The organism is Allobosea sp. NPDC055353 (genome assembly GCF_053644975.1).
This window is the reverse complement of the sequence record NZ_JBSHMC010000004.1, coordinates 305,562-329,075: the sequence shown is the minus strand read 5'-3', so window position 1 is coordinate 329,075 and position 23,514 is coordinate 305,562. Positions and strand designations below refer to the sequence as shown.

General features: G+C 67.2%; 18 protein-coding genes. 8 read left to right on the top strand and 10 right to left on the bottom strand.

Annotation, left to right across the window (positions count from 1 at the left end; translation table 11 throughout):
• Positions 1–3: 3 nt before the first annotated feature.
• The gene (locus tag ACWIEX_RS24645) at positions 4–888 is read right to left on the bottom strand and encodes an alpha/beta hydrolase family protein (protein WP_454035543.1); all 885 of its coding nucleotides are present in this window, start codon (positions 886–888) and stop codon (positions 4–6) included.
• A 107-nt stretch (positions 889–995) separates the two neighbouring features.
• Here ACWIEX_RS24645 and ACWIEX_RS24640 point away from each other — a divergent pair, with 107 nt between their 5' ends.
• Complete coding sequence (locus ACWIEX_RS24640; protein ID WP_454035542.1) at positions 996–1,658, top strand: GntR family transcriptional regulator; 663 nt, start codon at positions 996–998, stop codon at positions 1,656–1,658.
• 10 nt (positions 1,659–1,668) lie between these two features.
• Here ACWIEX_RS24640 and ACWIEX_RS24635 read toward each other — a convergent pair whose 3' ends face one another.
• From ACWIEX_RS24635 to ACWIEX_RS24625, 3 genes are all read right to left on the bottom strand, one after another.
• Positions 1,669–3,210 carry an ABC transporter substrate-binding protein gene (locus ACWIEX_RS24635; protein ID WP_454035541.1) on the bottom strand — a complete coding sequence of 514 codons (1,542 nt, stop codon included), beginning with the start codon at positions 3,208–3,210 and terminating at the stop codon, positions 1,669–1,671.
• 86 nt (positions 3,211–3,296) lie between these two features.
• A complete protein-coding gene (locus tag ACWIEX_RS24630; protein ID WP_454035540.1) occupies positions 3,297–4,850 on the bottom strand; it encodes an ABC transporter substrate-binding protein in 1,554 nt (517 codons plus the stop codon).
• Positions 4,851–4,894: 44 nt separating this feature from the next.
• The gene (locus ACWIEX_RS24625; protein WP_454035539.1) at positions 4,895–6,037 is read right to left on the bottom strand and encodes a C45 family autoproteolytic acyltransferase/hydolase; all 1,143 of its coding nucleotides are present in this window, start codon (positions 6,035–6,037) and stop codon (positions 4,895–4,897) included.
• A gap of 83 nt (positions 6,038–6,120) precedes the next feature.
• On the opposite strand from ACWIEX_RS24625, the gene ACWIEX_RS24620 reads away from it, so the two are divergent.
• Both ACWIEX_RS24620 and ACWIEX_RS24615 read left to right on the top strand, forming a co-directional pair.
• Positions 6,121–7,008 (top strand): GntR family transcriptional regulator, encoded by an 888-nt coding sequence (locus ACWIEX_RS24620; RefSeq protein WP_454035538.1) that lies wholly within the window; start codon positions 6,121–6,123, stop codon positions 7,006–7,008.
• Between the two features lie 232 nt (positions 7,009–7,240).
• On the top strand, positions 7,241–8,506 hold the full coding sequence (locus tag ACWIEX_RS24615) for an aminopeptidase (RefSeq protein WP_454035537.1): 1,266 nt from the start codon (positions 7,241–7,243) through the stop codon (positions 8,504–8,506).
• 133 nt (positions 8,507–8,639) lie between these two features.
• Here the strand turns inward: ACWIEX_RS24615 and ACWIEX_RS24610 are convergent, their stop codons facing one another.
• Positions 8,640–9,677 (bottom strand): DmpA family aminopeptidase, encoded by a 1,038-nt coding sequence (locus ACWIEX_RS24610; RefSeq protein WP_454035536.1) that lies wholly within the window; start codon positions 9,675–9,677, stop codon positions 8,640–8,642.
• 27 nt (positions 9,678–9,704) lie between these two features.
• Positions 9,705–10,673 (bottom strand): hypothetical protein, encoded by a 969-nt coding sequence (locus tag ACWIEX_RS24605; protein ID WP_454035535.1) that lies wholly within the window; start codon positions 10,671–10,673, stop codon positions 9,705–9,707.
• Positions 10,674–10,882: 209 nt separating this feature from the next.
• Here ACWIEX_RS24605 and ACWIEX_RS24600 point away from each other — a divergent pair, with 209 nt between their 5' ends.
• From ACWIEX_RS24600 to ACWIEX_RS24585, 4 genes are read left to right on the top strand one after another with little or no spacing between them, the layout of a single operon-like run.
• Complete coding sequence (locus ACWIEX_RS24600) at positions 10,883–11,668, top strand: IclR family transcriptional regulator (RefSeq protein WP_454035534.1); 786 nt, start codon at positions 10,883–10,885, stop codon at positions 11,666–11,668.
• Complete coding sequence (locus tag ACWIEX_RS24595) at positions 11,665–15,513, top strand: hydantoinase B/oxoprolinase family protein (protein ID WP_454035533.1); 3,849 nt, start codon at positions 11,665–11,667, stop codon at positions 15,511–15,513. The genes ACWIEX_RS24600 and ACWIEX_RS24595 overlap by 4 nt, the downstream gene beginning before the upstream one ends.
• 55 nt (positions 15,514–15,568) lie before the next feature.
• Positions 15,569–17,239, top strand: a complete 1,671-nt coding sequence (locus ACWIEX_RS24590) for an OPT/YSL family transporter (RefSeq protein ID WP_454035532.1) — start codon at positions 15,569–15,571, stop codon at positions 17,237–17,239.
• Positions 17,240–17,297: 58 nt separating this feature from the next.
• On the top strand, positions 17,298–17,969 hold the full coding sequence (locus ACWIEX_RS24585) for an AroM family protein (RefSeq protein WP_454035531.1): 672 nt from the start codon (positions 17,298–17,300) through the stop codon (positions 17,967–17,969).
• Positions 17,970–18,040: 71 nt separating this feature from the next.
• On the opposite strand, the gene ACWIEX_RS24580 is transcribed toward ACWIEX_RS24585, so the two are convergent.
• The 4 genes from ACWIEX_RS24580 to ACWIEX_RS24565 form a co-directional block, all read right to left on the bottom strand.
• Positions 18,041–18,946: a TorF family putative porin gene (locus ACWIEX_RS24580; RefSeq protein WP_454035530.1), complete on the bottom strand. Its 906-nt coding sequence runs from the start codon at positions 18,944–18,946 to the stop codon at positions 18,041–18,043.
• A gap of 213 nt (positions 18,947–19,159) precedes the next feature.
• Entirely contained in the window at positions 19,160–20,581 is a 1,422-nt protein-coding gene (locus ACWIEX_RS24575; protein WP_454035529.1) for a L,D-transpeptidase family protein, read from the bottom strand.
• Between the two features lie 199 nt (positions 20,582–20,780).
• Complete coding sequence (locus ACWIEX_RS24570) at positions 20,781–21,734, bottom strand: acetyl-CoA carboxylase carboxyltransferase subunit alpha (protein WP_454035528.1); 954 nt, start codon at positions 21,732–21,734, stop codon at positions 20,781–20,783.
• Between the two features lie 103 nt (positions 21,735–21,837).
• Positions 21,838–22,605 (bottom strand): class I SAM-dependent methyltransferase, encoded by a 768-nt coding sequence (locus tag ACWIEX_RS24565; protein ID WP_454035527.1) that lies wholly within the window; start codon positions 22,603–22,605, stop codon positions 21,838–21,840.
• A 140-nt stretch (positions 22,606–22,745) separates the two neighbouring features.
• On the opposite strand from ACWIEX_RS24565, the gene gloB reads away from it, so the two are divergent.
• Complete coding sequence (gloB, locus tag ACWIEX_RS24560; RefSeq protein WP_454035639.1) at positions 22,746–23,510, top strand: hydroxyacylglutathione hydrolase; 765 nt, start codon at positions 22,746–22,748, stop codon at positions 23,508–23,510.
• Positions 23,511–23,514 lie beyond the last annotated feature (4 nt).

The following is a 23,514-nucleotide window of genomic DNA, read 5'->3' as shown; positions in this document are numbered from 1 at the left end:
CGCTCAGCCGGCCTTGCGGGCGGTGCGGATGCGGCGAAGCTCGCCGGCGAAGAAATCCTCGACGACCGGCACGACCTTGACGCCGTCATGCGGCGTGTTCGGCACGAGATCGAAGCGTGCCTTGATGCCGTTCTCGGCGAAGTTGTCGCGCAGGCTCGCCAGCCGCTCCGGCCGGTTGGTGCCGGCATGGTTGGCATCCGGCATCCAGTTGCGGCCGCCCGGCCTGTGGGTGATCTCCCAGGTTTCGAGATCGGCGGCGCCGACGACCATCTGCACCGCGACCTGCTTCATCGCGGGGACGTCGAGATCCTGGCCGAAGAGCTCGGCGAAGTTGCGGGTGCCGACCCACCAGTCGCGGCTGGGATCGAGCAGGGTGACCGAGCCCGGCGCGCCGATCGAGACGCCCCAGAGCTTGTTGGGCTGCAGCATCAGGAAGCGGTGGGCGAAATGGCCGCCGCCGGAATAGCCAAACAGGCCGAAGCGATCGAAGGCGATGCCATAACGCTCGGAGACCTCCTCGACGATGGCGAGCAGGACGTGGTCGTAACGGAGATTGCCCTCGCGCATGTACTTGAAGCCGTCGCGATAGCCGTCGCCCATCACGCCGATCGGGAAGAGCGGCGCCAGGATGATGCAGTTGTTCCAGCGGGCGAAGGCCGAGAAGGCGTCGCGATAACCGGTGAAGCCGCGGCCGGTGCCGTGCATCGCCACGATCAGCTCCGGCTTCTCGCTACCCTCGCCCAGGCTCGGCGGGACATAGAGGCAGTAGGGGAAGCGCGCATCGTGCTTCGACGAATAGATCGAGGTCGGGCCGTATTCGTAGAGCGCCTTGGCGCGGGCGGCCGCCTCGGCATCGGGCTTGGCGGTCTGTTCTGCCACGGCGTTCACGGCGTTTCTCCTCTGGCGAAATTATTGGCGCCAATTATGTTGCATGATATGGTTGGCTTCGCAACCAACTTCTTCCGTGCTGCGCGAATCCTGCTAGAGAGCCCGTCATGACCGAGCGGAAACGCAAGAACACCAGCACGCGGCGCGCCATGCTCGCCAACGAGATCGCGCAGGCGATCCGTCTGCGCGCGTTCCGGCCGGGCGAATGGCTGCGCCAGATCGACCTCGAGGAGCGCTTCGAGGCGACCCGCTTCGACGTGCGCAGCGCGCTCGACGAACTCGCCGTGCGCAAGACGATCGAGCATGTCCCGAACCGGGGCTATCGCGTCGCCGAGGTCGACCTGAAGACCTATGAGGAGATTCTTGCGACGCGCATCATCCTGGAACGGGCCACGGCGGACGGCGTCATTGCGCGCATCGACGATGCCGCGATCGCGCGGCTGGATGCGCTCGCGGCGCAGTTCTCCGCTGCGGTCACGACCGGCAGCCGGACCGAGCAGAGCGAGATCAACCGCGCCTTCCATCAATTCATGTACTCCTTCTGCGGCAATGCCGTGCTGGAGGAGATGATCTGGGGCCTGCGCGACCGCGGGCGCGGTTCGCAGATCACGGTGTGGAGCTCGCATGAATTGCTCCAGAAGAGCGACCGCGAGCATTACGAGATGATGGCGGCCCTGAAGGCGCGCGACGCTAGGCGGCTGGCGGCCCTGATCGCGACCCATATCGTCAAGGGCGCGCCCGTCGGCCCGGCCCCGATCGAGCCGGGCTGAGCGGCGGCCGTCACTTGGTGACGGAGACCTCCCAGAGGCGCGGCTTCGAGGCGACCCAGGGCGCAAAGCCCTGCAGGCGCTTCGAAACGACGGCCGTGTCGACCTGATTGTAGAGGAAGATCAGCGGCGCATCGGCCAGCATCATCACGTGGAGCTGGTCGAAGACCTTCTTTCGCTCGGCCTCGTCGCTAACCAGCGTCGCCTTCTCGATCAGGGCATCGGCCTCGCGATTGTCCCAGACCTTGGAGGGCAATTTGTCCTTCGGGCCGGAGAACTGATTGTAGCTCTGGGCCGGGTCGATGCGAGCCGAATAGCTGAAGGACATCATCTGGTAGTTGCCCTTCGAGAAGCGGTCGAGCTGCGTCGCCCATTCCAGGATCTCGATATCGGCCTTGATTCCGGCGGCCTGCAGCATCGCCTGCGCCATGATCGCGATCGGATAGCTCGGCACGGTCGAGCGCTTGTTGGCGATCAGCTTGATCGTCTCGCCCTTGTAGCCGGCCTCTGCCAATAGCTTCTTCACGCGCGCGGGATCGTGCGTGTAGCGCTTCTTCTGGACCTCGTCGTAATAGGGCGAGGTGACATAGACCGCCGAGTTGTTGACCTTGCCGAGCCCGTTTGAGACGGCGCCGACGATCTCGTCCTGATCGAACGCCGCGACGATGGCCTGGCGCATGCGGACGTCGCTGAGCAGCGGGTCGCGGCTCTGGAGCAGGATGCCGTGCTTGGTGGCGCTCGGTGCCGTCAGCACCTGCAGGCCGCTCTTCTTCATCTCCGGCACGTCCTCGTCCGGCACGTCGGCGACGTCGAGCGCGCCCGACATCAACCCGGCCTTGACGGTCGCGCCGTCGGCTATGGCGAGGAACTTGACCTCGGCCGCGAGCGGGCGTTTTGAGCCGACATAGCCGTCGCGCTTCTCTCCGGCAGGCGAGGCATAGGCGTCGAAGCGCTTGAGCAGGACGAATTCGCCGCGACGCCAGTCCGCGAGCTGGAACGGTCCGGTGCCGATCGGCTTGTCCCAGCTGCCATCGGGCTTGAGCGAGTCCTTGTGCAGGATCGCGACCATGGCGCAGTCGGTACGGGCCATGGTGTCGAGGAAGAGCGCGCTCGGCTTCTCCAGCTTCATCACGAAGGTCGCGGCGTCGGGCGCCGTCGCTTCCGTGACCTTGAGGCCGATGCGGCCGTCGAATTCCGGCTTGCAGCGCCAGTCGGTCTTCGCGTCCATGTAGCGGTTCCAGCTCCACAGTACGTCGGCCGAGCTCATCTCGGCGCCGTTATGGAACTTCACGCCCTTGCGGAGATGGAAGGTGTAGGTCAGCCCGTCCTGCGAGACGTCGATCTTTTCGGCGAGGAGGGGAGCAACGGCGCCGTTCTCGCGATAGCCGACGAGGCCCTCGACCATATGCAGCACCACGGCGTCGGTGTTGTCGTCGCGGTTGACCCCCGGATTGGTCGAGCGGATGTCGGCATTGAGCGCGACATTGATGGTCTGTGCCTGGGCTGCGCCACAGAGGAGCGCGAGCGCCAGCGCAGAGGCCGAAAAGCGGATCATTCCCGTTCCCTCGTTGTCTTGTGGTTCGGGCGTGCCCTGGGAAGGCACGCCCTGCAGTCGGATGCGGAAAGCGAGGTGAGCGGCGTTTACTCGCCGATGCTGACTTCCCAGGCCCGCGGCAGCGACATGATCGTCGACGTATAGCCCTTGACCTTGGTGCTCGCGGCGCCGCCGACGATGCCGTTGTAGAGCATCACCATCGGCACATCCGCGAGGAAGCGCTTGTGCAGCTCGTCGAAGATCTTCTGGCGCTCGCCCTTGTCGGCGACGACCATCGACTTGTCGAGCAGGGCCTGCACCTCCTGATTGTCCCAGAGCTTGCGCGGCTGCTTGTCCTTCGGACCGGTCATGGACTCGTAGCTCAGCGCCGGGTCCATGCGCCCTGAATAGGGGAAGGCCTGCATCTGGTAGGTGCCCTTGCTGTAGCGGTCGAGCTGGGTCGCCCATTCCAGCACCTCGATCTCGACATTGAGGCCGGCGCTCTTGAGCATCTGCTGCGCAATCACGGCCGCGTCGAAGCTCTGCGGATAGCGCTTGTTGGCGAGCATGACGATCTTCTCGCCCTTGTAGCCGGCCTCGGCGAGGAGCTTCTTCGCCGCGGCGGGGTCATATTTCCAGCCCTGCTTCTCGACAGGGCCGTGATAGGCGGAGAGCACCGGCACGATCGAGTTGTTGGGCGTGCCGAGGCCGTCCGTGACCGCGGCCACCAGCTCCTTGCTGTCGATGGCGACGGCGATGGCCTGGCGCAGCTTGACATTCTGCAGGACCGGATCGCGGGTCTGGATGATCAGGCCGACGAGGCCCATGCTCGAGACGACGGAGGTGCGGATCTTGTCGTTCGTCTTCAGGTCGGCGATGTCGGAATTGGCGGCATCCGGCAGGATGTCGATATCGCCGCGCACCAGGGCGGCATTCGCCGTCGCGCTGTCCGGGATGACGAGAAAACGCACCTCGTCGACCAGGGGCTTCTTGGCGCCGGTCAGGCCGTCGATCTTGCCGGGCAGCGAGGCGTAGTCGGCGAAGCGCTCCAGGCGGATCGATTCACCGCGCTTCCATTCAGCGAACTTGAATGGCCCGGTCCCGATCGGCTTGTCGAAGGAGCCGTCGGCCTTGACCGAATCCTTGTGCAGGATGCTCGTCATCGCGCAATCGGTGCGGGCGAGCGAGGCGAGGAACAGTGCGCTCGGCTTGTCGAGGTTGAAGACGACGGTCCTGGCGTCGGGGGCCGAGACCTTCTCTACCTTGACCTGGCCGCGGCCGTCGAATTCCGAGAGGCAGCGCCAGTCGGTCTTCGGGTCCATGTAGCGGTTCCAGCTCCACAGCACGTCGGCCGAGGTCAGGGCGGCGCCGTTATGGAACTTCACGCCCTGGCGGAGTGTGAAGGTGTAGGTCTTGCCGTCCGGGGAGATGTCGATCTTCTCGGCCAGCAACGGCTTCGGCAGCGAGTCTTCGCCATAGGCGACGAGGCCCTCGACCATCTGCACGACGACGCCGTCGGTATTGGCGTCGCGATTGACGCCCGGATTGATCGAGCGGATGTCGGCGCGCAACTGGATCTTGAGCGTGCTCGCCCCGGCGGCCGGGACGAGGCCGCCACACAAAAGTGCAGCGGCGAGGACGGTCTTGGTGGTTCGGCGCATCCTATTCCCCTGTTGTTTTTCGGTTGTGACGCGGTGTTGCCGGCTTATTCCGCCGCTTCGGCGAGCAGGACCGGCTCCTCGGTCAGGCTGTAGCGCGTGAAGACGCGGTTCTGGGCCGGCAGCGGCGCGACCTCCATGATCCCCTTCGCCGGCTGCATGATCACCATGGCGACGGTCGCCGAGAGATTGCCGGCCTCGTTCGGGCGCACCGGGCGGCAGACCGAGTGAGGCGCCAGGAAATCGTCGAAGAAGGCCTGCTTGAGGTCGTCGACGGTCAGCTTGCGGCCGGCTTCGTCGAGCAGCTTGCGGACGCGCCAGTCGCGATAGAAGCTCTCCGGCACGCGCGGAATGCCGGTGTCCTTGATCTTGGTCAGGGCGATCTGGCCGACCCAGTGATTGGCGTGCACGATCATGCCGTCCTGCGGGTAGATCGGGAAAGCCTCGTCCGGGGCGCATTCGAAATCGATGCCAAAACCCTTCACGGTCGAGAGCATCATGTTGTTCGAGCAGGCCTTGGGCGTCGTCGCCACGGCCTTGATGGCGAAGGCGAGATGCTCCTGCTCCAGCACCTTGCGGCGGATCAGGGCGAGCGGCACGCCGGCCTGGGTGAAGTCGCGCTCGGATTCGAGATAGTTCGCGGTAATCGAGATGCCGGCTGCGTTCATGCCGCAGCGGGCGAGGCCGCCGGCCTCGACGAAGGTGAGGAAGTCCGGCCCGTCGTCGCGGCGCACGCGCAGCACGATCGCCGTCTCCGCGCATTCGGCCTTCCAGTCCCAGTTCTGGCCGTGGATCAGCTCGCCCGAGGCGCTGCGCTCCGGCAGGATGATGGCGCCGGTGCAGCCGTCATCGAGCTCTTCCTGGGCCTCGATCGGCTTGTTCTTGACGAGGCGGGCCTTGGCGATGACCTCGGTGCGGGCATTGACCATGACGATGTCTTCGAGCGCGACACCGGCGCCGTCGGCGATGCCGCGCATCTCCTCGATGTAATGCGCGCCGAAATGCTCGATCTCCTTGGCGAACTCGGCGATCAGCGCCGATTTCGCCGCGGCATCGTAGCCGAGTTCGCCGAGCTGGCCGCCATAGAGCTCGATCGAGCGCTTGACGCGCTGCGGCACGGCTGCGCCATGCTGGCGGCCGCGCTCATAGGGCGTGCCCGACACGTCGACGAAGGGGCAGGGCTGGACCATGGCGCACATCTTTCCGGTATGCTGGCGAGAAATCGTGCTGTAGTGTATTTCATCCCGAACTAAAACAATCAAGGTCTTTTCCGATGGCGGCGCCGACCCGGCTGCAACAGGAGATCGCCGACCGCATCCTGCAGCTCGTGCGTGACGATGCGCTGGCGGCCGGTGCCTGGCTCAACGAGAACGCGACGGCGAAGCGGCTCGGGGTGTCACGCACGCCGGTACGTGCCGCGCTGGACCACCTCGCCGAGCAGGGCGTGGTGCGCCGGCATCTCAACAAGGGCATCGAGCTCATCAGCCTGCCGGCAGCGAGCGAGAGCGCCCGAGCGCCGGAGACGGTCGATCTCGCCATCGTCAGGCTCGCGCATGAACGCGAGAACGGGTTGCTGCCGGACGAGGTCTCGGAGCTCGAAGTGATGCGGCGCTACGAGCTCGGCCGGCCCGAGGCACAGAAGCTGCTCGCCCGCCTCGCCGATCTCGACATGGTCGAGCGCAAGCCGGGCTATGGCTGGCGCTTTCTGCATGAGCCGCGCGACCAGCGCCTGCGCGACGAGAGCTACCGCTTCCGCCTGCTGATCGAGCCCATGGTGATGCTGGAGCCCGGCTTCCAGCTCGATCCCGGCTGGATCGCGGAGATGCGGGTGCGGCATGTCGAGTCGCTGAAGCGGCCCTGGCGGGAGGCGTCGAGCATCGCCTTCTATGAGATGAATGCCGATTTCCACGAGGGGCTCGCCGCCGCCACCGGCAACCGCTTCTTCCATTCGGCGATGCGGCGCCAGAACCAGCTCCGGCGCCTGTCGAACTATGATTGGGACCAGGGCATGGAGCGCGTGCGGGTGAACTGCGCCGAGCATTTGGCCATGCTCGACCATCTGGAGGCGGGCGAGAACGAGGTCGCCTCGGCGCTGATGCGCAGCCATCTGCTGCGGGCGAGCAAGCTCAGACGAATGACGAAGGCTGAAGAAGCCGGCTAGGAAAGCGATTGGCGCGTAATCCGTCATTGCGAGCGTAAGCGAAGCAATCCAGGGGGACCGGGCGAGCGCTTCAGCCAGTCCCCCTGGATTGCTTCGTCGCTTTGCTCCTCGCAATGACGGAGAGGTTCCTCTCTCGACGCTGTCGGATGGCTGTCCTGCCGTCGCGGTGGTTGACCCGGCGACGATTTGGGCCAGCAATGGCGGCCATTCCGAATCCGACAGGTCGAGTGCCATGACTGTTCACCAGCGCCCGCAAGATCAGCGCCCCTCTGCCATCGATCCCGCCAAGCTCGACAAGCTGGCCGAGGTCGCCATCCGCGTCGGCCTGAACCTCCAGCCGGGGCAGGACCTGTTCCTGACCGCGCCGGTCGCGGCGCTGCCGCTGGTCCGGCTGATCGCCGCGCACGCCTACAAGGCCGGTGCCGGCATCGTCACGCCGATGCTGGCGGACGAGGAGGTGACGCTGGCGCGCTATCGCCATGCGCAGGATGCGAGCTTCGACAAGGCGCCGGCCTGGCTCTACAAGGGCGTTGCCGAGGCCTTCTCCGCCAATACGGCGCGGCTCGCGGTCGTCGGCGACAATCCGATGCTGCTGGCCAACGAGGACCCGGCCAAGGTCGGCCGCGCCAGCAAGGCGAATTCGCTGGCCTACCAGCCGGCGCTGGAGAAGATCGCCGGCTTCGACATCAACTGGAACATCCTGGCCTATCCGAGCGCGGCCTGGGCCAGGCAGGTGTTTCCCGATGATGCCGAGGAGGTGGCAGTCGGCAAGCTGGCGGAGGCGATCTTTTCGGCTTCGCGCATCGATCAGGCCGATCCGGTCGCAGCCTGGGCGGCGCATAACGCGGCGCTGCGGACGCGGCGCGACTGGCTGAACGGCCAGCGCTTCGCCTCGCTGCATTTCACCGGGCCGGGCACCGATCTCACCGTGGGTCTGGCCGATGGCCATGACTGGCAGGGCGGTGCCTCGCCGGCCAAGAACGGCATCGTCTGCAACCCGAACATCCCGACCGAGGAGGTCTTCACCACCCCGCATGCGCGCCGTGTGGACGGCCATGTCTCGAGCACCAAGCCGCTTTCCTATCAGGGCTCGCTGATCGACCAGATCCAGGTGCGCTTCGAGGGCGGCCGGATCGTCGAGGCCAAGGCCTCGCGCGGCGAGGCTGTGCTGAACAAGGTGCTGGATACCGACGAGGGCGCTCGCCGGCTCGGCGAGGTCGCGCTGGTGCCGAACTCCTCGCCGATCTCGAAGAGCGGCATCCTGTTCTACAACACGCTTTTCGACGAGAACGCGTCGTGCCATATCGCGCTCGGCCAGTGCTATTCGAAATGCTTCGTCGATGGCGCGAACCTGACGCCGGAGCAGATCGCGGCGCAGGGCGGCAACAAGAGCCTGATCCATATCGACTGGATGATCGGCTCGGGCGCGGTCGATATCGACGGCGTCCATGCGGATGGGCGCCGCGTGCCGGTGTTCCGCAAGGGCGAGTGGGCCTGAGGGGCGTTTCCGACCCCGGGCCTCTGCCGTCATGGTCGGGCTTGTCCCGACCATCCACGTCTTTGTTCGTGCAGCGCGGTGTTCAAGTCGTGGATGCTCGCCACAAGGGCGAGCATGACGGCGTGCTTCCTTTTCAGCCCGCGTTCGCCCTGAGCCAATCCCCTAGCGACGGGCGGTGATGTCCGTCGCGCCCTGTCGTGGCGGGCGCGGCGACCATCGCGTTGAGCACGGCTTCCTGCGTCGCCTCGGCGGCGGCGCGGAAGAGCGTGTCGATGCGGTTCTCGTTGAGGGCGCGCAGCGGCACGAGATCATCAGGCTGATCGTGGTTGACGGGACAGGCCGTGGTGAAGGCAACCGCGATGTCGCCGCTGCCATTGCCCCAGAAGGCGCCGAGCCGGGCGAGGCCTGCGCCGCCGCGCCGCGCGACGCGCTGGAGCTGCCGCGATTCCAGCGGCACGTCGGTCGCGATGATGAGGATCACCGAGCCGCGCTCGGCCTGCGGCTTCACCTTCGGCGGGACCGGGCGGCGGCCGTTGGGCAGGACGAGGTCGCCGGCATTGCCGAAATTGGCGAGCGCCAGCAGGCCGAGCGTGTGATCGACGCCATCGAGCGCGAAGCGGCGCGAGGCCGTGCCGATGCCGCCCTTGAAGCCGAAGGCGCTCATGCCGGTGCCGGCGCCGACCGCGCCTTCCGCGACGGGGCCGGAAGCGGCGGCATCGAGCGCGGCGAAGGCATGTTCCTGCGTCAGAGCGCGGGCGCGGATATCGGAGAGATAGCCGTCATTGCATTCGAGCACGACCGGATTGGCCGTGCCGGTCTCGCGACCGATGTCGGGATTGTCGGCGAGCGCACGCGTCACCAGCGCGTCGAAGCCGGCGCCGACGGCGAGCGTATTGCCGAGCAGCAGCGGCGTTTCGATCTGGCCGAGCTCGGCGAGCTGCATCAGCCCCGCGCTCTTGCCGAAGCCGTTGATGACGTCGACCGCGGCGCGGACCTTCCGGCGGAAGAGATTGCCGTCATGCGGCAGCAGGGCCGTGAAGCCGGTTCGGAGATCGCCTTCGTTCAGGGTGAAATGGCCAAGCTTGACGCCGGGCACATCGGTGATCGCGTTGAGCGGGCCGGGTTGCAGGATGCCGCAGGTGAGGCCGAAATCGCGAAGGCGCTGGGTCATGTCTTGGTCCGGTAAGGCTAGGCTGGATCAGCGCGGCAGGGTGCTGCCGAGCCCTTCCGCGCGGGCTTTCTCGACGACGAGATGGGCCAGCGCGAGATCGGCCAGAGCGACGCCGCGGAAGCAGAAGAAGGAGCGGCTCGTCGGCGCCATCGGGTGCGGCGCGGCTGCCAGTTCCGTCATGTCATGGCCGAAGCTGACGGTGGTGACCGGGTTGCCGGCGGCGTCATAGGGGGCATGCGACTGCTCAAGACTGTCGGTGGCGAACACGTCGAAAGCCGGCAGCGTCTCGGGCAGCCAGCTCCGTCCGGTGTCGACGGCTGCAACGAAGGCGACGGGCTTCAGGCGCCGCGCATCGAGGAAGGGCGTCATGCCGGGGCCGCCCGGTACCATCGAGATCACGATATCACTCTCGGTTAGCAGGGCGTCGGCATCGTCCAGCACCTGTGCGGCAAGGCCAGCCGAGCGCGCGGCTTCCGCGAGGCGCTCGGCCGAGGCGCGGCTGCGGCTCATGGCCAGCGCCGAGGTGAGGCCCGGATAGAGCGCGCGGAAGGCGGCGAGATGAGCATGGGCCTGCAAGCCGCAGCCGACGAAGCCGATGGTGCGGGGCGCTGGCGGGGCCAGGCGCGAGGCGGCGGCGGCGGTGATCGCGGCAGTGCGGATCAAGGTGATCTCGTCGCCGTCGAGGATCGCGCGCGGCATGCCCGTAGCATAGTCGTTGACGCAGATCAGCGCGCTGACGGCCGGCAGGGGCGAGCCCGCCGCGACCGGCGCCATCGCGACCCATTTCACCGTGGCGATCTGCTGGGCCGATGAGGCTGCCGTCATCGCCTGGAAGCCGTGGCCCGGCCCGAGCGTCAGCGCCGTCTTCGGCAGGCTCCGGTTCAAACCGGCGGCATGGTCGCGAAAGCCCTGCAGCACGGCCTCGCGCGCTTCGTCGGGCGAGATCGCCAGTGCTCTGACATCGTCGCGCGAGAGATAGAGCAGGCTGTCGCTCATCCGGTGGTCTCCATGACGGCGGGCCGGCGGGGCCCGAACAGGCAAGGAAGCCGGATACAGCCAAGCCGGATCGGCGTCGAGGCGTGCAGCCCCTCTCACCTTACGGAAGCAAAAACGCGGTCACCGGATTGACATCTTCCTTAACTCGCGTATTTTCCCTTTTATTGCAACTCAAGTTCCATTAAATGGAACTTTAAGGGTCAGCCGCGATGTCCATCCTGTCATCGGCCGTGGATGTGCTTCGCTGTTTTTCGAGCACGCGCCACGACGTGACGGTGACGGATCTGGTCACGCTCCTGGGCATGCCGAAGAGCAATGCCTCCCGCCTGCTGCGGGCGATGCGCGACGAGGGGCTGCTGGAGACGGTCGGCGAGAGCAAGCGTTACCGGCCCTCGCTCCTGCTCAACCAGGTCGGCCATCTCTATCGTTTCGCCGCTTCGCTGATCGACCGTGCCGATGCGGTGGTGGGCCGGGTTTCCGACCAGATCGGCCATACCGGTTATATCAGCGTGCGCCGTGGCAACGAGATCGTCGGCGTCACCGCCCATCCCGGCCGTCACGCGTTGCGCGTCGTCACGTCGATCGGCGACCGCATCCCGGCCTTCGCCTCGAGCACCGGCCGTGCCCTGCTGGCCCGCCTCTCCGATGAAGAGGTTCGCGCGCTCTATCGCGCCGGCTTCAAGCCGCCCTCGGAGACCGCGCCGCAGGATATGGACGAGCTGCTGTCGCGTCTCGCCATCGTGCGCCGCGCCGGCTTCGCCGAATCCCATGACGAGGCGGTGCACGGCGTGCGCGCCATCTCCGTTGCCGTCGGCGACCCCGCCACCGGCGATGAGGTCGCGCTCTGCATCTCCTTCCCGGCAGCCACGGTCGAGCCGGCCGAGCGTCTCGCCATCATCCGTTCGCTGGGTCAGGGCGCCGCCGAAATCGCGGCCCTGATCCAGGACAAGCGCTTCTACCCCTTGAACCTCTCAATCGCGGAGACCGCTCCATGAGCAATCGTTGGCGTATCGGCTTCGACATCGGCGGCACCTTCACCGATTTCATCCTCTACGACTCGCAGGAGCGTTCGGTCCGGCTGCACAAGCGCCTGACCACCCCGCACGATCCGTCGGAGGCGGCGCTGATCGGCCTCGGCGAACTCACCGAGATGGCCGGGATCACGCTCGCCGATGTCGGCGACATCGTCCACGGCACGACGTTGGTCACCAATGCGGTGATCGAGCGCAAGGGCTCCAAGCTCGGCCTGATCACCACCAAGGGTTTTCGCGACATCTTGGAAATGGGGACCGAGCAGCGCTACGACATCTACGACCTGTTCCTGACCTTCCCGGATCCGCTGGTTTCGCGAGAGCACCGCCTCGAAGTGGCCGAGCGCATCGACCGCGACGGCAATGTGGTCACCGCACTCGATGCGGACGCCGTGCGCAAGGCCGCGCGCGAGCTGGAAGCTGCCGGCTGCGAGGCGATCGCGGTCTGCTTCCTCAACAGCTACCGCAACCCCGCTCATGAGCAGGAAGCCGGCCGGATCGTGCGCGAGACCTGCCCGGAGCTGACCGTCTCGCTGTCGAGCGAGGTCGTCGCCGAGATCTGGGAATACCAGCGCTTCGTCACCACGGCGGCCAATGCCTATGTCCAGCCGCTGATGCGCCGCTATCTGCAGCGCCTGGAGCGCGAGCTTGCGGCCCGCTCCTTCCGCGGTTCCCTGACGCTGATGCATTCGGCTGGCGGCCTGGTCTCGCCGGAGACGGCGCGCACCTTCCCGATCCGCCTGCTCGAAAGCGGACCTGCCGGCGGCGGCCTCGCCACGGCGCTCTTCGGCGAGCTCGCCGGCCACAAGGACGTGATCTCCTTCGACATGGGCGGCACCACCGCCAAGGCCTGCATGATCGAGGATGGCCGCGCCGAGATCGCGCCGATGCTGGAGGCCGGCCGCGTCAACCGCTTCGCCAAGGGCTCCGGCCTGCCGATCAAGGCGCCGGTCATCGACATGATCGAGATCGGTGCCGGTGGCGGCTCGATCGCGGCGATCGACGAGGTCGGCCTGCTGAAGGTCGGCCCGCATTCGGCTGGCTCCGATCCGGGCCCGGCCTGCTACGGCATGGGCGGCACGAAGCCGACCGTGACCGACGCCAATCTCGTGCTCGGCTATTACGATCCCGGCTTCTTCCTGGGCGGGCGCATGGCGCTCGACCTCGAAGCCGCCCGCAACGCTGTCTCGACGGTGGCTGGGCCGCTCGGCCTCTCGATCGAGGAAGCCGCCTGGGGCATCCACAAGGTCGTGGTCGAGAGCATGGGTGCGGCTGCCCGCGTCCATCTCGTCGAGAAGGGCAAGGACCCTCGCCATTACGCCATGGTCGGTTTCGGTGGTGCCGGTCCGGCGCATGCGGTCGACGTCGCCCGCGTGCTTGGCGTCAAGCAGGTCATCATCCCGCCGGCCTCGGGCGCGGCGTCCGCGCTCGGCTTCCTCGCCGCGCCGCTCTCCTTCGACATGGTGCGCTCGCTGCCGGTCGAGTTCTCGGAGGGCTTCGATGCGGCTTCCGTCAATGCCGTGCTCAGGGATCTCGAGGTCGAGGGCCGCAAGCACCTGACCGAGGCCGGCGTGAAGGCCGCCGACGTCACGGTCGAGCGCACCGCCGATATGCGCCTCGTCGGCCAGATGCACGACATCTCCGTGCCGCTGCCATCAGGCACCATCGATGCGGCGAGCCTCGATGCCATCCGCGCGGCCTTCAGCAAGGCCTATTCCGCCCGCTACACCTCGGTCTATGAGGGCGCGCGGCTGGAGGCGATCAACTTCCGCGTCCGTTGCGCCGGCCCCGTGCCGACGCTTTCGCTGTCCGGCGCGGCCGGCGGCGGCGACGCCACCAACAAGATCAAGGGCACCCGCAAGGCCTGGTTCGAGGGCGGCTGGAGCGAGGCTTCGGTCTATGACCGCTATGCGCTGCGTTCCGGCGACACCGTCAAGGGCCCGGCGATCATCGAGGAGCGCGAGGCGACTACGATCGTCCCGCCCGGCGACAGCGTCGCCATCGACGATGTCCTGAACCTCATCATCCATGTCGGCCAGGCCAATGCGGCCGAGACGACGATCACCGCCGACATGCCGCTGGCCGAGGCCGCGCGCCGGATCGAGGCCGATCCGATCTCGCTGGAGATCATGTGGAGCCGGATGATCAACGTCGTCGAGGAGATGTGGCTGACGGTCTGCCGCACCGCCTTCTCGCTGGTGATCTCGGAAGCGCAGGATTTCGCCTGCGAACTGCTCGACCCCGAAGGCGAGACGTTGGCGCATTCGCCCCGCGCGATGCCGGTGTTCAACCTGACGCTGCCGCGCGCGGTCAAGGCGCTGCTGGAGCGCTATCCGGCCGAGACGCTGAAGCCCGGCGACGTGCTCATCACCAACGATCCCTGGCTCTGCGCCGGCCATCTCTTCGACATCGCGGTGGTGACGCCCGTCTTCCTCGGCAATCGCGTCGTCGGCCTGATGGGCACGGTCGGCCATGTCTCCGACATCGGCGGCACCAAGGATTCGCTCCGGGCTCGCGAGATCTACGAGGAAGGCTTCCAGATCCCGCCGATGAAGCTCTACGAAGCCGGTCGGATCAACGAGACGCTGGTGCGCCTGCTCGGCGAAAACGTGCGCAATTCCGAGCAGGTGCTCGGCGATCTCCACTCCTTCGTGGCGGCCAACGCCATCGGCGCCGAGCGGCTGCAGTCCTTCCTCACCGATTACGGCATGCAGGATCTCAGGGCGCTCGCCCATGTCGTGCAGAGCCGCTCGGAGAAGGCGATGCGCGAGGCGATCCGCGCGCTGCCCGACGGCACCTATCACGGCACGGTCTCGAACAACCCGCTGGGTACGCCGATGACCTATCCGCTGGCGCTGACGGTGAAGGGCGATACGATCCATCTCGACTTCGCCGGGGCCCCGCCGCAGCTGCCGCAGGGCGGGCTGAACTGCACGCTCAACTACACGATGGCGCATGCGACCTACCCGCTGAAATGCATGCTGACGCCGTCGGTGCGCGGCAATGCCGGCTGCTACCGCGCCTTCTCGGTCGATGCGCCGAAGGGCTCGATCCTGAACTGCGACAAGCCGCTGGCGGTGAACCTGCGTACCCGGACCGGCTGGTATCTGGCGCCGAACATCTTCCGCGCCTTGTCGGAAGCGGCGCCGAAGCAGGTCCAGGCCTTCACCGGCCTGCCGGTGGCGGCGAGCGTCTATGGCCGCGATGCGGCCGGCGACACCTATTCCGACATGCTCTTCTGCGGCGGCGGCCAGGGCGGCTCGGCCCAGGGCGACGGCAAGTCGGGCCTGCTCTACCCGACTTCCGCCGCGAACACCTCGATCGAGACCTTCGAATCGCGGGTGCCGGTGCTGGTGGTCGAGAAGACCTATCTCGCCGACTCGGGCGGCGCCGGCCAGCATCGCGGCGGCCTCGGCCAGCGCGTGCGGCTGCGCAAGCTTTCGGATGACGGCCTGCCGACGCTGGTCTCGCTCTATCCGGAGGGGGTCAACAACCCGATCCCGGGCCTGTTCGGCGGCAAGGCCGGCGGCGGGGCCTCCGGCCGGGTGATCGACGAGCAGGGCCATGTGCTCAGGGATGTCGGCACCGGCGAATTGGTCCAGGTGCGGCAGCCGCATGAGATCGTCGAGCTCGTGCTCGCCGGCGGCGCCGGCTACGGCCCGGCCTCCGAACGCTCGCGCGAGGCGATCGCCCGCGACATCGCGCTCGGGCTGGTCTCTTCGGATGCGGCCAAGCGCGATTACGGCGTGCAGGGCGCGCATGCCACGCAGGATGTCGGTGAGGCCAAGGCCGGCATCCTGGTTGCTTGATATCCAGGGACGAAACGCCAACAGCCCGACAAGGGCATCACATGGGGACCGAGGCATGACCAATCCGACTGAAGGGGTGCCTCGGCGGCACCCCAGCCTGTTCGAGCCGGCGACATTGCTGCTCATCGCCGTGCTCTGCGTCTTCGGCGCGATCATCGGCATGCAGCTTCTGGTGTCGCTCGGCATCACCGCCAACACCTCGCTGATCGGCGCGCTCGCCGCCATGGCGCTGGCGCGCGTGCCGCTCGCGATGTTTGCCCGCTACCGCTCGATCCATGTCCAGAACCTGGCCCAGAGCGCGATCTCCTCGGCCACGTTCGGCGCGGCGAACAGCCTGCTCCTGCCGGTCGGCATTCCCTGGCTGCTCGGCCGGCCGGATCTGGTGCTGCCGATGCTGGCGGGCGCCTTCTTCGCGATGCTGCTCGACGCCTACCTGCTCTACCGGATGTTCGATTCCCGCGTCTTCCCGGCGCAGGGCGCCTGGCCTCCGGGCGTGGCTGCCGCCGAGGCGATCAAGGCCGGCGACGAGGGCGGCCGCAAGGCGGTGCTGATGGGCATCGGCTTCGGCACCGGCGTCGCCGCCTCCTTCATCAAGATCCCGCTGGCCTGGATCGGCTTCGCCGGCTCGACCGCGGTTTCGGGCATTCCGATGTCGGCTTTCGGCGTCGCCTTCATCGGCAATGTCTGGGCGCTCACGATGTTCGGCATCGGCCTGCTGCTGCGCGGCTATTCCGGCCAGATCTTCGGCGGGCCGCTGTTCGAGACCATCATCCCTAAGGGCGACCTGATGGCGGCTTACATCCCGCATGGCTTCATGATTGGTGCCGGCCTCGTCGCGCTGTTTCAGGTCGCCTCGCTGCTGTTTCGGCGGGCTGAGGCGAAGGCGGGCGAAACAGCAGCTGGCGTCTCGGATGCCGAGGTCAAGCGTGCGCTCGGGCTCGGCACGGTCGGCTATCTCGCGATCGCGGTGTTCATCGCCATCGTCGGCGGGCTGATGAGCGACATGTCGATGGGCATGCTGATCCTGTTCGTTCTCTACGCCGCCTTCGCCGCCTATGTGCATGAACTGATCGTCGGCCTCGCCGCGATGCATTCCGGCTGGTTCCCGGCCTTCGCCGTGGCGCTGATCACGCTGATCATCGGCATGCTCATCGGCTTCCCGATGCCGGCTCTGGCGCTGCTTGTCGGCTTCTCGGCCGCGACCGGCCCGGCCTTCGCCGATATGGGCTATGATCTGAAGGCCGGCTACCTGCTGCGCGGCAACGGCGCCGATCCCGCCTTCGAGCGCGACGGTCGCCGCCAGCAGCTCTTCGCGGCGATGTTCGCCTTCGTCGTGGCGGGCGCGGTGGTGCTGGTCTCCTACCAGTCCTTCTTCGACCAGAACCTCGTCGCTCCCGTGAACAAGGTCTATGCCGCGACGATCAAGGCCGGCGTGGCGCCGGGCGTCGCCTGGCAGCTTTTCATCTGGGCGATCCCCGGCGCGATCCTGCAGTTCGTCGGCGGGCCGAAGCGGCAGATCGGCGTGCTCTTCGCCACCGGCCTCTTGATCAACTTCCCGATGGCGGGCTGGGCGGTGCTGGCCGGCATCCTCTGCCGGCTGATCTGGGAGAAGCTGCGCGGCGCGAGCGGCGAAGGCGACATGGAGGTTTTCGCCGCGGGCGTGATCGCGGGCGATGCGATCTTCTCCTTCTTCGACTCGGTCTCGAAGAACTTCTGGAAGCGCTGAACGAGACAGGCCCCGGGCGATCAGTCCGGGGCCTTTTCATTGCGGAGGAGGCATCGCCATGAGCAAGCTGGGAACCCTGACCATCGGCCAGGCGCCGCGCGCCGACATCACGCCGATCCTCGACGACGTGCTGGAAGCGCGCTTGCCGCGTCGCCATGCCGGAGTGCTCGACGGCTTGAGCCGCTCCGAGATCGACCGGGGCTTCGCAACTGAGGCCGGCAAGCCGGTGCTGATCACCAAACTGCTCGACGGCAGCGCCGTGGTCATCGACCGGGCCCGCACGGAGGCGGCGGCGCAGGATAAGCTCGCGATGCTGGAAGCCGAGGGTTGCTCGACGATCCTGATGCTCTGCACGGGCCATTTCGCGAGCCTGAGGACGCAGACTGCGCGCCTGATCGAGCCGGACCGCATCCTGCCGCCGACCGTGGCGGCGCTGGTGCAGGGCGCTGAGCTCGGCATCATCGTACCGCTGGCCGAGCAGATCGCGTCCGAGGCCGGGAAATGGGCGCCGCTCGGCCGCGCGCCGCTCTATGCCGCTGCCTCGCCCTATGGCGGGAAGGGGGCATCGGTGGCAGAAGCCGCGCGCGATCTCGCGGGGCGCGGGGCACAGATCCTGCTGATGGATTGCATGGGCTTCGTCGAGCGGCATCGCCGCGAGGCGGCGGAGGCCGGCCTGCCGGTCATCCTCTCCAACAGCCTGATCGCCAAGCTGGTCTCCGAGATCGTCTGAGGGCGGGCATCGCTTCAACAGTAGAGGCCGCCTTTCGGGCGGCCCCTTCGTGTTTGCGGAAGGCGCAGGGCTCACTTCGGCGCGAAGATGCCGATGCTGCTGGCGGTGATGTCGAAGGAGAGCGTGGCGACCACGGCCGCGCCGCACCACTTGGAGCGACCACTGCCCGTGGTGATGCCGCGCGGATCGGCCGTCAGCGCGAAGCATTCGTTCTTCGAGAGGTCGGTGTCGTGATAGCGGACATCCGCCGTGACGTTCTTCCAGGTATAGGACACGCCGGCATTCCAATAATTGTAGTCCGGAAGGTTGGTCGGCGGCACCGTCGACCAGATCGCCAGGTTGGTGGTGCCGAGCCAGTAATGGCCGAATTCGCCGGAGACCGAGAGGCCTTCCAGGAAGGGCAGGGCGTACTTGGCGGTTACCGAGGCATAGGTGCCGCTTGCACCGGTGCCGAGCCAGTCCCAGGCATAGTAGACGTTGGTGCCGAGCGTCAGGCTCTCAGCGAAGGTGTAGGAGACCTTGCCGTAGACCTCGGTGAAATCGGTGTTCTTCGGCGTCCAGAACACGCCGCTCGCGTCGATCAGCTGCTTCTCGCTCGGGTAGTAGTACTGCATCACGCCGAGGTCGAAGGCGAGGTCGCCGAATTTCGGCCGGATGCCGCCGTAGAAGTCGATCTCGGCATCGGGGCGCGTCGCAAGGTCGACGCTGGAGCCGTAGACGCCGACATAGAACAGGTTGTTGTAGATCTGCAGCTCGGCGCCGCCGCCGATGCCGGGCTTGCGGTCGGTCTGCGATATCCCTCGGAAATTGTAGTCGGTCTGGGCCTTCACATTGACGGCGATGTCGAACCAGGTGATCGCCGGGATGACCGGAACCGGCGGCGCGCCTTTCTTGCTGGGCAGGTCGGAGGCCTGGGCACTACCGAGGCCCGCCGCCAGGGCCAGGCCGAGAATCGAGGAACGGAAGAGATCGGACATCTGCTGGAACCCCTCGCCGCGCAGTGATCGCGCTGTCACGCCATCAAGCGGGTGGGGTCGTTTTTCCGGCAAGACGAGCTTTTGGGCGTGTCGCACAGTCAAAAAGCAAAGGCCCCCGAAACGGGGGGCCTTCGCGCCTGCAAAAAAGGCAGTCCGGATTATTCAGAGCGCCGCGACATTTTTGTCACGGCGATCGGGCGGTCATCGAGCGTTTCAGCGCCGGGCCGGCTGGCTGGCGTAAGCGGCCGTCGACCGATCCAGACCGGACGTCCGGAGGCCGTTGGCTCGGCGCGGCGGTAGCGGGGCGCTGGTCGTGGTCGGCGCTGCCGGAACCACCGACACCACCGGGGCGGAGGCGGTGGCGACGCCCTGGTCGGCCGTGCCGCCGAAGACCGGCATGAAGCTCAGTGCGCGCTGCAGGAACGGCTTGTCCTCAGCCGGAGCGGCGGGGACGACCGGGGTGGACGAGGCGCTCGCCAGCACCGGCCCCTGCTGGGGATTACCCGGAACGACCTTGGCGAGCTGCGTGGTGGCTGTGGCCGCAGCCGGGCGCGGGGCCAGGGTCGGCTTGGCTTCAACGGGCTTGGTGGGCTCCTCGACCGGAGCGGATGCGACGGCGGCGAGGATCGCGTCGTTATCGGCGGAGGCGGCGCGCACGGTCGCCTTGGCTTTGCCTGCGTTATCGAGCACGACGACGCGCGGGCCGGAGGCGAGCGCATCCTCGCGGCTGATGCCGACATCCCTCGACCCCCAGGAGGCCGAGCGGTTCAGGGCATCGGCGCCGTTGGAGGCGAGCGCCCGCTTGAAGGAGGCGTGCTGGTCGCCATCGTCATAGATCAGCTTGATCGCGGGCGTGCCCTTGGCGACGAGCGAGGCGACCTGGACCTCATCCTCGCGGCGCTTCTCGGCGACGGCGGCCGGGGCCTGGCCGCCATTAAAGACATAGCGGCCACCGGCGACGGACACGGCCGGCTCGTCCTTCGTGACCTCGAAATAGTCGGAGCCTTCCTTCAGGTTCTTCCAGAAGGCGATGTTGGGATCGAGCCGGTGCTTGGCCAGGTTCTGCGCGGTCATCCGGAAGGGATAGGCCTGCATCTGCACGGCGCGCTGGCCGGCATTCTGCGCCTCGCGCACCAGTGCATAGATCTCGCCGATCTGGTCGTCCGTCATCGAATAGCAGCCGGCCGAGGAGCAGGCGCCATGCACCATCAGATGCGCGCCGGTGCGGCCATAAGAGCGGTCATAGGCGTTGGGGTAGCCCATGTTGAACGAGACGTAATAGGACGAGTTCGGGTTCATCTGCTGGGGCGCGATGGCATAGAAGCCCTCCGGCGCCATGCGATCGCCCTCGCGGACCTTCGGGCCGAGCTGGCCGGACCAGCGGCACATCGGATAGGTCTTCAGCAGGGCGTATTGCCCATCGGCCTTGCGCTTCCAGACCTCGAGCTCCGATTCCTTCTTGTAGGAACGGATGATGATCGGCTGATCCTTGCTCATGCCCTTCTCGGACATCAGCGCATAAGTCGCGCTCGGAATCGGGATGTTATGGCGCGCGGAGCCGCGATAGCGGTCTTCCTCGCAGGCAGCCAGCGTCAATGCAACAAAAGCCACGAGCGCGAGTTGCTTGATTGCCACGTCGTCAATCCCATCGAACGGCAGGCCGGGGCGCGACCTGTGACTTCGCATGACGGCCAAATTGTGCCCGTCGACTCGTTTTAGATGCGTTAGCCTTGAGGGTTCCTTACCATAGGCTCCCCGAGTCTGACCACATGGTCAACACGGGGTAAAGAACCGCTGCCTTCGCAGGTGCGGAATATCAGCGTCCCTTGATTGCTCAGAGATTGCGGCCGATCGCCAGGAACTTGTCGGCGCGCTGCGCGACGATGTCCTCGCCGGAAAGGCCGGCGAGATCGCCGAGTGCGGCGGCGATGGCGTCGCCGGCACGGTTGATCGCGGCCTGACCGTCACGATGGGCGCCGCCGGTCGGCTCTTGGACGATCCTGTCGATGATGCCGAATTTCAGCAGGTCCTGCGCCGTGATCTTCATGCCGGTGGCGGCGTCCTGGGCGCGTGCGGTGTCACGCCAGAGGATCGAGGCCGCGCCTTCCGGCGAGATCACCGAATAGATCGCGTGCTCCATCATCATCACGCGGCTGGCGGCGGCGATGGCGATCGCGCCACCCGAACCGCCTTCGCCGATGACGAGCGCGACGCTCGGGCTGCGCAGGCCGAGCCATGCTTCCGTCGAGCGGGCAATGGCCTCGGCCTGGCCGCGCTCCTCCGCTTCGATACCGGGATAGGCGCCGGCCGTGTCGACGAAGCTCAGCACCGGCAGGCCGAAGCGGTCGGCCAGTTCGGTCAGGCGCACGGCCTTGCGGTAGCCCTCGGGCTTGGGCATACCGAAATTGTGCCGGATGCGCGTTTCGGTCGAATCGCCCTTCTCCTGGCCGATGACGCAGACGGGCTCGCCGCGGAAGCGGCCGAAACCGCCGACGATGGCCTCGTCCTCGCCGAAGGCGCGATCACCGGCGAGCGGGGTGAATTCCGTGATCAGCCCGGCGCAGTAATCCTTGAAATGCGGGCGCTGCGGATGGCGGGCCACCAGCGTCTTCTGCCAGGGCGTCAGCGCGGTGTAGAGGTCCTTCAGCGCCTGATTGGCGCGAGCGTCGAGCTTGCCGATCTCCTCGGACAAGGAGATGCCGTCGCCGCGTGCCTCCAAGGCCCGCAGCTCGTCCGCCTTCGCCTCCAGCTCGGCGACCGGTTTCTCGAAATCCAGATAGCTACGCATCGTGATCCAGTTCAGATTCCGCGCCAAAAGCGGGCGGAGCGGCGGTTTTACAGCAAACCGGGCTTGAAAAGCGGCGGACCTTGGCCGCGGCCCGGCGAAATTGTCAACCCGTTCCCGGTCTCACAGGCGGGTTTGCCGCACGCGGCGTCGGGGAGGCTTGCGGCAGGAGGACGGGTCTCAGCGCGAAACTGCGCCGCGTCGCGCGCAGGGGCGCGCGCCGGTAGAACTGCTTGGTGGCGTCGATGATATGGACGCCGGCGAAGGGCAGCGACAGCCCTGCGCCGATCTGCTCCCAGGCTCGGGCCGATCGCATCAGCAGCCGTTTTTGCAGAGGCGGGACATAAAGCGCCTCGGTCCAATGCTCGGGCGAGAATTCGGCGCCGCGCATCAGGGCCGAGAGCTGCCTGCGGCTGAAGGGGCGGCCCTGGCCGAAGGGCGTGCCGTCCATGCGGGCCCAGAGGCCGCGCCGGTTGGGCACGACGAGAATCATCCGCCCGCCGGGGTTGAGCACGCGCGAGACTTCTTCGAGCAGGTCGTCGGGGCTTTCGGTCTCCTCCAGCGCATGGACCAGCACGACGCGGTCGATCGAGGCGGTCGGCAAGGGCAGGAGCGTCGGTTCGACCAGCGCGGAGGCTGACAGGCCGGGCGAGGGCCAGTTCACTACGCCCTGGGCTGCCGGCATGAAGGCGATGGTCCGTTCGGCCTGCATGCCGAGCACGGAGAGATACGGCGTCGAATAGCCGAGGCCGAGCAGGCGCTGGCGCACGCAATCCGGCCAGAACCGCAGCATCGCCCGGCCGATGAAGCGCCGGGCCACATGGCCGAGCGGGCTCGCATAGAAGGCGCGCAGGTCGACGACGTCGAGAGGCATGGCGCCTGAGATGGAACGTGGGCGGCCCGAACGCAAGGGCTGCCTTGCGGCAGGACCGGGTTGATCGATGGCCGGGCATGGCCCATGCAGGGCGCATGACCGCTCGCCGTTCCGGTGGGCCGACCCTGCCGGAGGAAGCCATGCCGCTCGACCTTCACGTCTTCCGCACGCTCAGCGACAATGCGGGCGCGCTGCTCCATGACCCTGCCAGCGGCGCTTGCGCCGCCATCGACGTGCCCGACGCCGGCGAGACGCTCGCTGCCGCCAAGGCGAAGGGCTGGACGATCAGCGACATCTTCATCACCCACGCCCATCACGACCACACGCAAGGGGTGGCCGAGGTGAAGCAGACGACCGGGGCGAACGTCGTCGGCCCGGCCGATGCGCGGACCAGCGCCCCCCTCGACCGGGTGTTGGGCGAAGGTGACACCGTGACCTTCGGCGGCGAAAACTTCGAGATCTGGCACACGCCTGGCCATTCCGACGGGCATCTCAGCTTTGTCGGGCGCGGCGCCAGGCTCGCGCTGGTCGGTGACGTCGTCTTCGTGATGGGCTGCGGGCGCGTCCAGCCCGGCCAGATGGAGCGGATGTGGGCTTCGCTCTCGCGCCTGATGGCGCTGCCGGGCGATGTCCGCCTGCTCGGCGGCCATGACTATACCCTGTCCAATGCCCGCTTCGCCCGTTCTGTCGATCCGGCGAACGAGGCGCTCAAGGCGCGCTTTGCCGAGGCGGAGAAAGCCAAGGCCGAAGGCCGCTTCTGGGCGCTGACCACGGTGGCCGAGGAACAAGCGACCAACCCGTTCTTCCGGGCCGGCGAGCCGGCGCTGGCGAAGGCGGTCGGACTGGCCGGCTCCGCGCCGGGCGCGGTCTTCGCGGCGCTGCGCGAAGCCAAGAACCGGTTCTGAGCCA